Source organism: Flammeovirga aprica JL-4, from assembly GCF_012844305.1.
Classification (GTDB): domain Bacteria; phylum Bacteroidota; class Bacteroidia; order Cytophagales; family Flammeovirgaceae; genus Flammeovirga; species Flammeovirga aprica.
The window spans coordinates 1-12,050 of the sequence record NZ_JABANE010000100.1; the positions used below are offsets into that span (position 1 = coordinate 1).

Here is a 12,050-nt window from a genome sequence, read left to right on the forward strand (position 1 = left end):
AACTCCTCGAAAATCCAAAATATTATTCTGAGGAGTTTTATTTCCTTTTGACAATGCTAAGTTAGTACGCTTCGCTGAACACTTGCGCTAGTTTGTTGTTTGTGTTTGTGAAAAAGCTCTGTATCTAAATACTGATAAACTAGATATGATCATCAAAAGCAGATAAATGAGATGTCTTCCCAAAAGCCCATAATTTCAATTATGGGTCTGCGCACATATACTTTTACTTAAATTAGAAGATGGTATAGATATAAAAGCAATAAGCACTGAGCATTACTAATCCTTCCCAACGGTTAAGATCTCTTCCCAAAATCATCAATGGAATAGTAAGAAGTGTAATGCCAAGCATCCAAACCATATCATAACTGTGCATTATTTCGCTAACATTAATAGGAATCACCATACTTGTAATTCCCAAAATAGAAAGGACATTGAAGATATTGGACCCCATCAAGTTGCCCAAAGCTAAATCAGTTTCTTTCTTAAAAGCAGCAACGGCAGAAGTTACCAATTCAGGTAAACTTGTACCGATAGCGAGCACCAGAATACCTACAATTCTTTCATCTAACCCTAATTGAACCAAGCAAATTGATTTCGCACCGTCAATAAACCATTCTGCTCCAAATTTTAATGCAATTATACCGGTCACTAAAAACGCTATATCTTTCACCCAAAGTGTAACAGGGCTTTTATCTTTTTCACTTTCGTCTAGTTGAAATTCTTCATTGGTAGTTTTTTGAAGCTCAATATCTGATTTTGTTCTTCTAAAAAGCACAAAAAGGTAGATCAATAACAAACCAAAGAAAACGGCTCCTTCAGTAGCTGAGATCATATTATCGAAGGTTAAAAAGAATAAAAGGAGAGAAGAACCCATTGCTACGGGCCAGTCAAATTTCAAGGTAGTATCACTCACTTTGATGGGGTAAATAATCGCTGTGATACCCAATACCATTCCCAAATTACAGATATTTGAACCTACCACATTACCAATTGCCAGGTCTGCATTTCCTGCTAATGCAGAGTGTAAACTAATAAAAAGTTCGGGAGCAGAAGTACCAAAAGCTACAATGGTAAGTCCCACAATAATAGGTGGAATCTTCAACCTCAATGCAATATTTGTTGCTCCATTTACCAAAAACTCACCCCCACCTATCAATACAATTAGACCTCCTATCAGTTCTAATATGTTAATAATTAGCTTATTCTCCATAGTATATTTCGTATGTAGCGTTTTTGAATATCAGTAATTAAAAATTGTAGCGTAAAAAGCTGAGAAATCTCAAAAGGTGAATGTCCTACATAATATACAACTTCATTTTTTAAAATGTAGTGTGCTTTACTGTAAATTTCCCTCGCGTTTTGCTAGAAAATCATCTTTTTCTGGTCTTAAAGTTTATGTAATTAGGGCATTGTGAACATTATTTTATATTTCATATGTAACTGTGATTTAGTATTTTTGTGTTGCATTAATAATAAAAAAGTATGGCTAGTAAAAATAAAGGAAGTTTAAAAAACCAATCTTCATCTATTAGAGTAAATAAGGAATTGCACGATGAGTATAGAAAAACCATGAAAGGATATGAGCAATCTATACCTGATAATTATGACTTGCTGATGATCAGTACAATATTGCAAGACATTCCTGAGTTTGAAGGAGGTTTTGAAGAAACAAAATTGATGAAGTTTAGCCGTATTGTATTAAATCTAGCTCAGGAAAATGAGAATTATGACTATGTTTCTGCCTTAGAATTGATGAAAAGCCAAAGAGGAAAAGATATTTTTGATATGTGTACAACAATGGCAAAATTGAGTGGTAAGCCATTTAATGAGGTAATCCCAGTGATAGTATCACAAATTGAAAAGAAGTAAACTTAAAATTTATTAACGAAACAGAAATGACTATTTTGTAATTACCCCATAATCAAGTCATTGGTAGAAATAATAAGCCTTTAGCAATAAGGGCTTTTTTTTATGTCTGATATTTTTTAGTGAAAATAAGTTAAAATAATCCTTGTTGTGTAACTTTTTAATTTCAATAAGCGTTGCAAAGTTTATAAAAAAGAAACACAAAATAATAAATTAATAATATACAAATTGATAAAATGTTTTTTTCATGAATACAGTCTGACTTCAGTCAGTTCGGATCGCTAAACTTTCGAAATAATCATTTATTAATCTATACTAAAATCAAATATGAAAAGTAAAATTACAACAACGGTTCTTTATTTCATTTTTGCAACGGCTATGACCTTCTTTTTTGGGTCGCTTTCTTCCTGTTCGAAGAAAGAGGAAAGTAATTTCATTCCTCAAAAAAGTGTGGACATTTCTCTTAATTCTTTAATCGAGAGAGAAGGAAAACCTGCTATACGTTTGGATTTGCAGGATCACAATGTAAGAGTAGGAGAATATTGGGAAGGTGTTTTAAAAAGTGGTGAATCTGCTCTAACGGTAAAAGGACTGGATTATGGAACACATGATTGCTCAATTCAAGGTAAAGAGTATGACCTTAAAAAAAGTACTTATTTAAAGAAATTGGACACTTGGGCTGAGACCACATTCGAACATACAAAAAGCAATAACAGCTTATGTTTTGATTTAAAAACTAACCGCTCTATGGTGGTTGTTTATAATTCAAATGCATGTAAGAAAGTAACACTAGAAGATGTTTATGTGCAGTACAAAGTTGATTCTAATAATAGTCGAGATGATATGTTGGAGATGGATAGCACAGCAATAGAAGAGTTCAGTACAAGAAAAGGATACTTACATCAGTTGAAAACAGTTGAAGTTGTAGTAGAATATGATGATGAAGGTACTCATAAAACACTGATTACTAAGCTTGATGACCTGAAAGAGGGGAAGGCGTATTGGATCGAGCTTAAAAATAAAGAAGACAGATCTGGAGATGTTGTCGTTGAGGTGAATAGCGATGACTTATTCTCGCATGAAGATATTGAAGTTTAAACAAGAAGATAATATTGTTATGGAAACAGTTAATAAAACAAGAGCAAAAATAATAGCTATTCTGATCGCTTGGTTCGGAATAATGGTATTGACAGTTCGTTTTGCTTATGCAGGAATACCGCCTGTGTATCATCAAATTGAATTGAATGAAAGTTCGAATTATTATGTTATCGAAGCGGAAGGTACACATCATGAAGTGGGGGTAGCACATGGTAAGAAGTTTAAGAAAGAAATCAGGTATATGCTTAACCGTTTTAAGTATGAACTGGTAGAACCTATGATGATGAGTGTGGGCTTAGAACCAAAGTATGAAAATTACAGAAGTTTTTGTCTGCACAGTACCGGAATGCTTGAAAAAATTACTGAGCACACACCTCAGCTGTATGATGAAATAGTAGGTATTGCAGATGGAAGTGGACTGCCTTTGAATGATATTTTGTGTTTCAATATCTCTTTTGATGAGCTTTTTGCAGTCATGGAGGAAATGAGTGGGAAAAATCCTGCCTTCGTAGAAGGAAACAATTTAAGCGGGCACTGTAGTGCAGGGGCAGTTTGGAATAACAATAAAGCATCGGTTTGTTACTCTTTGGATTGGGCTAGAATGTTTGAAGGTGCACAGTGTTTGATGAAATATAACGTGGATGGAGAAGTGCTATTCTTAACAGGTTATGTGGGAACAGTAGGTATACAAGGTGTGCATTTAGAAAGTGGTTTTTCACTTAATGCCCACTCCAAATTTGATTTGAAAGCGAATATTGACAAGGGCCTTCCGTCAGTGTTTTTTGCAAGAGAAGTACTGGAGAGTAAAAGTAAGGAAGAGGCTTGTGCAAAATTGGAAAAATTACCAATTGCCGTAGGTATAGGCTATGTTCTGACGGATAAAGATGGTGCAGTAGCATATGAATTGAGTAGTGAGAAAGTAGTGAAAATCCCAACTCCTTATAATCACCTTGCCATTGCAAATGATATCAGAGTGAATGACGATCTAAAAGAATCAGTAAAAGAGCATTACAAAATCAAAAAAGTAGATGTAAAACGTTTGCCTAAGAATTATTGGAAGAATAATCAAGATTCGGACACTCGTTATACAATGATCTCTAAATATTTATCAGGAAAGAAAGTAGAGCAGGTGAATTGGGGACATGTTTTTTACAAGTACCCTGTTTGTAAAGCGGTATCAAAAGAAATCCCCGTTACTAATCTATGGATTATTGTAGAATTTGATAATGAGTTTATCAACATTAAAACGGCTCCCTCACACCCTGGAGGATTGCCATTGGAAGAATATCGAGTAAAGTATAAAAATATCATATAGGAGTAACCCACTTTATGATTCTTACCCAATTAGCAAGTTTTAAGTAATAAGTAAGCAATTAAATAGTCACAGTTTAATTGTACAGAAGTGTTCTGAAAGGAAAGTGATTTTATGATTTTCTTTTCATAAAAAAGCCGTTGAATTTTACGATTCAACGGCTTTGTCTTTTTTGATTCTATATCAAAAACTATAGTTTCTCACCGAAACATAAATCACCAGCATCACCAAGACCTGGAATAATATATGATTTCGAGTTCAGCTCAGGATCGACAGCGGCCATCCATAAAGAAGCTGGAACTTTAATGTTTTCCTGAATGTACTTTACACCTTCTTCACTGGCAATTGCCGCCATGATGTGTACATGTTTTGGAGTACCGTTTTTCAACAAACCTTCCAAAGCTAAAAGTAATGATTTACCAGTTGCAAGCATAGGGTCAGCTAAAATCACTATTTTTCCGTCAAGATTTCCAGAAGCCACATATTCCATGTTGATTTCAACATCATTGCCAGGAGCATTTGATCTATATGAAGCAACAAAACCACTGTCAGCGTGATCGAAAACGTTCAGTACACCTTGGTACATTGGCAATCCTGCTCTCAAAATTGTAGTTACTACAAGTTCGTCTGCAATTGTTCTTGAAGGAGAAACGCCAAGTGGAGTTGGCACGTCAATATCTTTATAATCTAATGTCTTACTGATCTCGTAACTCAATAATTCACCAAGTCTTTCAAGGTTTCTTCTGAATCGAGCTCTATCTGTCTGGATAGCTGGATCTCTTAGTTCATTGATATAATTTGAAGCAACATTGGCCTCTTTATTCAAAATAAATAAGTTTGACATTGTATCTATTATATATGGTAAGTATCAGATTTACTCCGTTTTGGGGTCTATCTCTCTAATATATCAGAAATCTAGGTATCTTTTAGTGGAAATCGTAAAAATTTAGGTGAATACCTTTTAATGATGGGGAATAAAGTTTGTTTTTTGGGGGTATTTAAAAAGATTAAGAAAGTATATAAAACAAAAAAGCAAACATCATGTGATATTTGCCTTTTCCAACCAATTCAATTATTTAAACTTTATCTTTACGCGAACACTTTTATGGAGTGTTGCGGTTTTTATCTTATTACAAAAACACTTGTGCCAATTTAAAGCCTAATGCTGTAAGTTGTTGATAATAAATTAATTAAAATATTGCAACAAAGCAAGTGTTTGTGCGTAAATGAACACTTTTATAGCTAAGTGTACGATTTACGTTCGTTTTAGTCCAATAATTTATGATTTTGATCATCTGAAGCCTTCAGGGTTTTCCTAAGATCATAATCTGGCTCAGTCACAATGGTCTCAATATTCTCTAGCCTTTGTTTTAATTGAAGATTTTCACTTTTCAGTGTTTCCAATTCTTTGAATAATTTCTGCGTATCTCTTCTACTTCTTTTGCCATTTTTACTTAAGATAGCGATGATAGGAATAGATAGAGGTAATACAATTGCTGCCAGAGGGATAATTAACGGATCCATTTTATATAATTAATTTAATACTAGTTTATTTTTAATACGCTTGCACCTGCCAAGAGTTTTTCTATACCTTCACTTTTTGCAGGACTCGGGAGATGTTTACCCAGTAAGCTTCCATCTTTTGAGAGTATATAATAGGAAGTAATTTCTGTTTCATCAAAATGTGATGACAGAAAACAACGTTTACATCCTTTACTCATAGAAGGGAGATAGTAAAATTCCCCTTTCAGCCCTTTATTTTCTGCAAAAGTTTTCCATCGTTCCGGGAGGTCACCCACTATATATATAAACTCTACATCTTTTGAAGCAAAGAGTCTTTGTAGTTCTTTTACTTTATTGAGGTCATTATTGAATTCCAAATCCCAAGATGCAGTAATAATAATGAGGGCCACTTTTCCATATAAATCACTTTTTGAAAGCCGACCGTATTCATATCTTTTCAGATGAAAATCAACGGATTCCTTTGAGAGCGATTGACTGTAAACCACATTTCCTAAAGTGGTGATCAATAACAAAAGAAGGGCACTATATACTTTTATCTTACGCATTTTACATAAACCCGAACGGCTTATTAGAAGATTTTTTCTTTGAAGATGGTTTTTCTGCAGTATTTTCCATCATATAATCCAATCCTGAAGGCGGAATTGCAAACTCTACATCAAGATCATTAGCGATTTTAATAATGCTTCTGATGATTTCGTGTCTGAAGTGCAACTCATCGCTCCAAGTGGGTGCCTCAAAGAAAATATAAAATAGGATATCATAAGAATAAAGCCCGATGTTATTAAGGTTGACTACAAAGAAATCCTTTCTGGTATGCGGATGGTTTCTAACTACTTCTTTTAATCTTTCTACAAACTCATCCAATTGATCCGGCTTGGTTTCATAACTGACTCTCAAATAGGTTTTATATCTTCTAAACACTCTCATTCCCATATTATCAATGGTGAAATCGGCCATTCTACTGTTTGGAATAGAGACTACAGAGTTTTCAAAAGTTCTGATTCTTGTAGATCGAAGACCAATCTGCTCCACCGAACCACTTACTCCATCTGTCTTCACCCAATCCCCAATGACGAAAGGTCTGTCCATAAATATCATGATAGAACCGAAGAGGTTTTTGATTGTATCTTGAGCGGCAAGGGCTACGGCTACACCACCAATAGAAAGACCCGTCAGCAAGCCAGATATATCATATCCTAAAGCACTCACGGTAAAAATCAACCCAATAAGGATAACTAGCAGTTTAGCAGTCATCCCAAAGAAAGGGGCAAAACCTCTCTGAATTTGATCATCCCTTTCATTTGCTTTTCTCAGCCAAAGCTGTACCCACAGGTCGATTAAGTTATAGAAGAAACGGATAACTTGATAGATACTGTAGACTTTAAGTACAATAATCACATACTGCAGTTCCTGAATTGTCAGCTCTAAACTTGGTGAAATAAGGCGGTAATAGTACAGAATTATGACCATCATACCTGATTTGATCAAGTTTTGGATGTACCTGCTTTCGTCTTTTGATTTAGGTATCCATGACACAATCCACATGATGGCGGAAGAGACCAGCATTACCGCTAGCCAAGCGGCAATAATCATGGCCAGCATACTTGTGATCTGCCAAAGTTCCAGTCCTACTACTTCTTCTCTAGCATAATTCCCCAGAGGTTTTCGGAGAATACTGCCCACAGTTTCCAGTCCTTCTTTACCAATAGGAAAAACCTGACGGTGCTTGTTTTCAATCAGTTCAATACTAGATTCCGAGAACATCCATTTCCCTTTGAAGTTTTCCAGGTAAAAATCAGGAAGCTGTTTATCCAGTACATATATTTCTTTATTATGACGAGTTGAATCTCTGTAATTTGGTTCCTCCGGTATGTCTTCAATTTCAATCCAAAGCCCCAAGCCATCATAAATTTGCTTTAATTTGATGGCCAATGTAATACGTTCTTCCAGTGACAATTCCACACTGCCAATCACTTTGGCCGCAATTTCGGGGTGATAATTATTGTCTTGCTGAAAACCAAAGAAAGTTGTTGTGGCACTTTTAGGCGTACTGATATCAAACTTTATATTAGGCTTCTGCTCAATAGGTTTTTCCTTTTTGGGCGAAGGTTTTCTTATTGTCACTTCCTTTCCTGTAGAGTCTTTAGAAGTGACATCTACACTGTCCGGTGTTGTTTTTTGAGGTCTTTTAGGGGGAATTGCAGCAGGATAATATCTTCTGAAAACAGTATTGATTTCCCTTACTGACTTAGGAGAGTAGAGCCAGCTAGAGCCTTCCTTGATCAGGTAAATCTCAGGAATATCTTCAAAAATTGTATAAATCGGGTCGTCGTCTTCATTTTTATAATTCCTTCTGTTAGAAATATCACCAAGGTCAAGCCCTCCATGTTTGTCATAGATTTGCTTTAACTTTATTGCCAGACCTATTTTCTGTTCAATAGTATAATCATCACCACCAAGCGTTTTTGCCGCCACTTCCGGATTATATGCTCCTGACGAAGGGCTTAAATAGCCCAAGTGGGAAACAATAGTTCTGTAAGGTGATTTAGTACTGAATTTTAAATTATTAAATTGAGCATTGGAAACAGTAGAGAACATTAGGAATATTATTCCTAAAACTATCGAACAACTATAAGACTTTTTGAATACCATATATATGCAGAATACCCCTTTGGTTACTATTATCTGTTTGAGTTTTAATCATGCACCCTATATTGAGGATGCTATTGCTTCCATTGCTCATCAAACGTATCAAAACATAGAAACGATCATTGTTGATGATGGAAGTACGGATCAATCCGTAAATAAAATTACTACTTCATTACAAAAATACAATCTTCAGGCAAAATTTATTGCCTTGCCGGATAACATTGGGAATTGTAAAGCTTTTAATACGGGATTAAAAGAAGCGAAAGGTAAATATGTAATCGATTTTGCAGCGGATGATATTCTATTAGAAAATAGAGTGAAGGATGATGTGTACACTTTTGAATTGAAAGGGGAAGAGTACGGGGCAGTGTTTTCAGATATTATGTTCATTAATGAACAAGGAAAGGTACAAGCTACTTCATTTTATAAGAGAGATGAGCATGGGAGGCTATTAGAAAAAGTGCAGGAAGGAGAAGTGTATGAGCGTATTTTGAGAAACCCGCCATTGTTCGGTGCACCTAGTATTACATTCAGGACTTCTTATTTGAAAGAATTGGGTGGGTATGATGAAGCGCTCGCTTATGAGGATTATGATATATGGATACGATTGTCACGGAATTGTCAGTTTGCTTTTTATGATAAAGTCAATACTCAAAAACGTAAAGTGAAAAATTCTCTCTCTCAAAGTTTTTACAAAAGAAGAGGGAATGAGTTATTGAAATCAACTTTGAGAATAGTCATGAAGGCCAAACAGCTGAATCAAACCGAAGCTGAAAATCAATCACTGTCTAAGTCCATTGTATACCATCAGCGGTTGTCGTATTACACTGAAAATTTTCATCTAGCTAAATCTTATTTTTATCTACTTAAAAAATTAAGAAAACCTGCTTTTATAGATTATGTTTTTTACTATCTGTCAAAACTAAGGATAAAAGTGTTTCCAATTTATCAGCTATACCAAAAGTACATTCAAAGATAAATGATCAACTTCGTTAAATAAGTCATGTAAACTAAAGCATATTGATATTTATTTTTACTTTTGTGGAATGAAAACCAAACAAATAAACCTACTTTTCGCCATCCTTACTTTTTTATTAATAGGATGTGGACCGAGTTCTCAGGAACTTACTAATCAAGGAAAACAAAAACTTGCTGATAGTAAATTCAAAGAAGCCATTTCATTATTTGATGCTGCTATTAAGGAAGATGCAAATAATATGGACGCTTATAATTCAAGAGGTTATGCACATATGGCTTTGGAAGAATACAGTAAGGCCAACGATGATTTTACATTAGCTATCGAATTATATAAACAAACGGAGGAAGATGTTCCTGATGCTTACAAGTATTTTTATAATAGAGGAAATGTAAGACGTTTTACAAGAGATTATGAAGGAGCTGTTAACGACTATACTCAAGCTATTCAATTAGATGCTACTATTTATGATATTTATTTAAATAGAGCATTCGTTAATGCAGAAATTGTAGGAGCAGCTGAGGCGTTGAAAGATTTCGAAAAGGCAGAGGAGTTATCTGAAGGAAAAGATAAAAGAGTCTTATATCACAAGGCTAGATTATTATCTGTTATGAAAGATTTTGAAGGAGCAATTGTAGATTTTGATAAAGCAATAGCTCTGGATAATAAATACGCTGAAGCTTACTATTATAAAGCATTGGCAATTAGCGGAACAACAGGAAAAGCAGACGAGAGAGTATGTAAAATGCTTTCAATGGCAGAAGCTTTAGGGTACTCTCCAGCTACAGCAGCTCTGCAGGAATATTGCGAATAAATGATTTTATGAATCCATCTGAACTAAAAATATTTGCTTTAGAGGACAATGCCGTTTTTTCAAAAATGCTTCATTATATCCTCTCTATGGATGATGAACATGAAGTAAAAATGTTTGTCAACGGCCGTGACCTTCTCTATGCCTTGGATGAAAATCCATCTGTGATCACCGTCGATTATTCTTTGCCGGACATGACAGGAGAGGAGGTTATTCTCAAAATTAAAGCAAAATTACCTCAGGTGCCTATTATTGTGATTTCTGGGCAGAATGATATTCAAACCGCCGTCAGTCTTTTTAAATTGGGGGTATATGATTACATCACCAAGGAGGAAGACATTAGAGAACGACTGCTGAATGCTTTGAATAAAATCAAAACAAAGCAATCCTTGGAAGAGGAAGTGCAAACGCTGCGTCAGGAATTGTCCAATAAATATGAATTTGATAAATCGATCATTGGCAATAGTACACCAATGAAAAAGGTTTTTCAAATGCTTCATAAAACCAAGAATAATAATATCACTGTTTCCATTACAGGTGAAACGGGAACGGGTAAGGAAGTTATTGCGAAAGCAATACATTATAATTCCAACAGAAAAAACAAACCTTTTGTGGCAGTAAACATTGCCGCAATTCCGACCTCATTATTGGAAAGTGAGTTGTTTGGTCATGAAAAAGGATCATTTACAGGAGCAATTGCCAAAAGAGTAGGGAAGTTTGAAGAAGCCAATGGAGGAACTATATTCCTAGATGAAATTGGTGAGATGGATATCAATCTTCAAGCTAAATTGCTGAGGGTGATTCAAGAGAGGGAAGTAGTACGTATTGGCGGTAATAAAATTCAGAAATTGGATGTGAGGATTATTACGGCCACTCACAGGGATCTTTCTCTTCGTATGAATGAAAAACTTTTCAGAGAAGACCTTTATTATAGATTGCTCGGTTTACCAATACATTTACCTCCGTTGAGGGAAAGGGAGAATGATGTAATTTTGATTGCAAAATTCCTGGCCGATCAATTTACGACGACCAATGGAATGAAGAAGCTGACCTTTACCAAGGAAGCGAAAGAAAAACTGCTGAATTATCATTTTCCTGGGAATATCAGAGAATTAAAGGCGATTGTTGAACTTTCTGCGGTAATGTGTGACAACGATATCATCTCAGATACTGATATTCAGTTCTCTTCTTCACAGAACGTAAACTCCTTATTAAACAAAGACCTTACATTAAAGGAGTATACTTTCGAAATTATTCGTAGTTTTATGGATCGATATCACGACAACGTTGCTACAGTGGCAAAAAAGTTGGATATTGGTAAGGTAACTATCTACCGTTATTTAAAGGAGATGGATACGAATAGCTAAATTCAATCTATAATCGAACTAATTGACAACCGTTCAACTTAATGTCATATATAGTAGATTAATGCTAATTAGTGTGTTTAAATTATCATGGGAAATTCTAGAGTAGATTTGTCGTACCTCGAAACATTTTCAGGAGGAGACAAAATACTGATAGCAGAGATGATGGAACGTTTTATAGTAGACGCCCCCGATCAGCTCAAAAGTATTGAGGAGAGCATCGGTCTTGAAGATTGGAAGTCCGCGTATAAAAACCTTCATAATTTTAAGTCTACTCTTAATTTTATTGCAATACAGGAGATCAAAGATCAGGTATTAGTAATGGAAAAGATAGCAAAAGAAGAAACATCTGTGAGTACATTAAAAGAGAAGTACAAAATACTTTTTGATGAGTGCAAGCTATTAGTGGAAGAAATTAAAGAAACTTTATCACAGTAAAACTAAACGATC

12 protein-coding genes are annotated in these 12,050 nt (G+C 34.9%); 7 read left to right on the forward strand and 5 right to left on the reverse strand.

All coding sequences use genetic code 11. The features are described from left to right. Window positions 1-232: 232 nt before the first annotated feature. A complete protein-coding gene (locus HHU12_RS26075) occupies window positions 233-1,210 on the reverse strand; it encodes a calcium/sodium antiporter (RefSeq protein WP_169659678.1) in 978 nt (325 codons plus the stop codon). Between the two features lie 272 nt (window positions 1,211-1,482). On the opposite strand from HHU12_RS26075, the gene HHU12_RS26080 reads away from it, so the two are divergent. The 3 genes from HHU12_RS26080 (at window position 1,483) to HHU12_RS26090 (ending at window position 4,279) form a co-directional block, all read left to right on the forward strand. Further along, on the forward strand, window positions 1,483-1,869 hold the full coding sequence (locus HHU12_RS26080; protein ID WP_169659679.1) for a hypothetical protein: 387 nt from the start codon (window positions 1,483-1,485) through the stop codon (window positions 1,867-1,869). A 324-nt stretch (window positions 1,870-2,193) separates the two neighbouring features. Next, entirely contained in the window at window positions 2,194-2,964 is a 771-nt protein-coding gene (locus HHU12_RS26085) for a hypothetical protein (protein WP_169659680.1), read from the forward strand. A 19-nt stretch (window positions 2,965-2,983) separates the two neighbouring features. Next, window positions 2,984-4,279 (forward strand): C45 family autoproteolytic acyltransferase/hydolase, encoded by a 1,296-nt coding sequence (locus tag HHU12_RS26090; RefSeq protein ID WP_169659681.1) that lies wholly within the window; start codon window positions 2,984-2,986, stop codon window positions 4,277-4,279. A 187-nt stretch (window positions 4,280-4,466) separates the two neighbouring features. On the opposite strand, the gene upp is transcribed toward HHU12_RS26090, so the two are convergent. The 4 genes from upp to HHU12_RS26110 form a co-directional block, all read right to left on the reverse strand. Continuing rightward, window positions 4,467-5,120, reverse strand: coding sequence for a uracil phosphoribosyltransferase (gene upp / locus HHU12_RS26095; protein WP_169659682.1), 654 nt, complete (start codon window positions 5,118-5,120; stop codon window positions 4,467-4,469). A gap of 422 nt (window positions 5,121-5,542) precedes the next feature. Beyond that, the gene (locus HHU12_RS26100; RefSeq protein ID WP_169659683.1) at window positions 5,543-5,800 is read right to left on the reverse strand and encodes a hypothetical protein; all 258 of its coding nucleotides are present in this window, start codon (window positions 5,798-5,800) and stop codon (window positions 5,543-5,545) included. Window positions 5,801-5,820: 20 nt separating this feature from the next. Then, window positions 5,821-6,345, reverse strand: a complete 525-nt coding sequence (locus tag HHU12_RS26105; protein ID WP_169659684.1) for a TlpA family protein disulfide reductase — start codon at window positions 6,343-6,345, stop codon at window positions 5,821-5,823. A gap of 1 nt (window position 6,346) precedes the next feature. After that, window positions 6,347-8,398: a mechanosensitive ion channel family protein gene (locus tag HHU12_RS26110; protein WP_169659685.1), complete on the reverse strand. Its 2,052-nt coding sequence runs from the start codon at window positions 8,396-8,398 to the stop codon at window positions 6,347-6,349. 58 nt (window positions 8,399-8,456) lie between these two features. On the opposite strand from HHU12_RS26110, the gene HHU12_RS26115 reads away from it, so the two are divergent. From HHU12_RS26115 to HHU12_RS26130, 4 genes are all read left to right on the forward strand, one after another. Beyond that, entirely contained in the window at window positions 8,457-9,428 is a 972-nt protein-coding gene (locus tag HHU12_RS26115) for a glycosyltransferase (RefSeq protein WP_169659686.1), read from the forward strand. Between the two features lie 67 nt (window positions 9,429-9,495). Further along, the gene (locus HHU12_RS26120) at window positions 9,496-10,239 is read left to right on the forward strand and encodes a tetratricopeptide repeat protein (protein ID WP_169659687.1); all 744 of its coding nucleotides are present in this window, start codon (window positions 9,496-9,498) and stop codon (window positions 10,237-10,239) included. Between the two features lie 8 nt (window positions 10,240-10,247). Further along, window positions 10,248-11,603 carry a sigma-54-dependent transcriptional regulator gene (locus tag HHU12_RS26125; RefSeq protein ID WP_169659688.1) on the forward strand — a complete coding sequence of 452 codons (1,356 nt, stop codon included), beginning with the start codon at window positions 10,248-10,250 and terminating at the stop codon, window positions 11,601-11,603. A gap of 87 nt (window positions 11,604-11,690) precedes the next feature. After that, complete coding sequence (locus HHU12_RS26130) at window positions 11,691-12,038, forward strand: Hpt domain-containing protein (RefSeq protein WP_169659689.1); 348 nt, start codon at window positions 11,691-11,693, stop codon at window positions 12,036-12,038. The last annotated feature ends 12 nt before the right edge of the window (window positions 12,039-12,050 follow it).

Coding starts and splice junctions, on each gene's coding strand:
- HHU12_RS26115 (WP_169659686.1), top strand. CDS start 8,457: ATGCAGAATACCCCTTTGGTTACTATTATCTGTTTGAGTTTTAATCAT.
- upp (WP_169659682.1), bottom strand. CDS start 5,120: ATGTCAAACTTATTTATTTTGAATAAAGAGGCCAATGTTGCTTCAAAT.
- HHU12_RS26100 (WP_169659683.1), bottom strand. CDS start 5,800: ATGGATCCGTTAATTATCCCTCTGGCAGCAATTGTATTACCTCTATCT.
- HHU12_RS26125 (WP_169659688.1), top strand. CDS start 10,248: ATGAATCCATCTGAACTAAAAATATTTGCTTTAGAGGACAATGCCGTT.
- HHU12_RS26110 (WP_169659685.1), bottom strand. CDS start 8,398: ATGTTCTCTACTGTTTCCAATGCTCAATTTAATAATTTAAAATTCAGT.
- HHU12_RS26120 (WP_169659687.1), top strand. CDS start 9,496: ATGAAAACCAAACAAATAAACCTACTTTTCGCCATCCTTACTTTTTTA.
- HHU12_RS26080 (WP_169659679.1), top strand. CDS start 1,483: ATGGCTAGTAAAAATAAAGGAAGTTTAAAAAACCAATCTTCATCTATT.
- HHU12_RS26130 (WP_169659689.1), top strand. CDS start 11,691: ATGGGAAATTCTAGAGTAGATTTGTCGTACCTCGAAACATTTTCAGGA.
- HHU12_RS26105 (WP_169659684.1), bottom strand. CDS start 6,345: ATGCGTAAGATAAAAGTATATAGTGCCCTTCTTTTGTTATTGATCACC.
- HHU12_RS26075 (WP_169659678.1), bottom strand. CDS start 1,210: ATGGAGAATAAGCTAATTATTAACATATTAGAACTGATAGGAGGTCTA.
- HHU12_RS26090 (WP_169659681.1), top strand. CDS start 2,984: ATGGAAACAGTTAATAAAACAAGAGCAAAAATAATAGCTATTCTGATC.
- HHU12_RS26085 (WP_169659680.1), top strand. CDS start 2,194: ATGAAAAGTAAAATTACAACAACGGTTCTTTATTTCATTTTTGCAACG.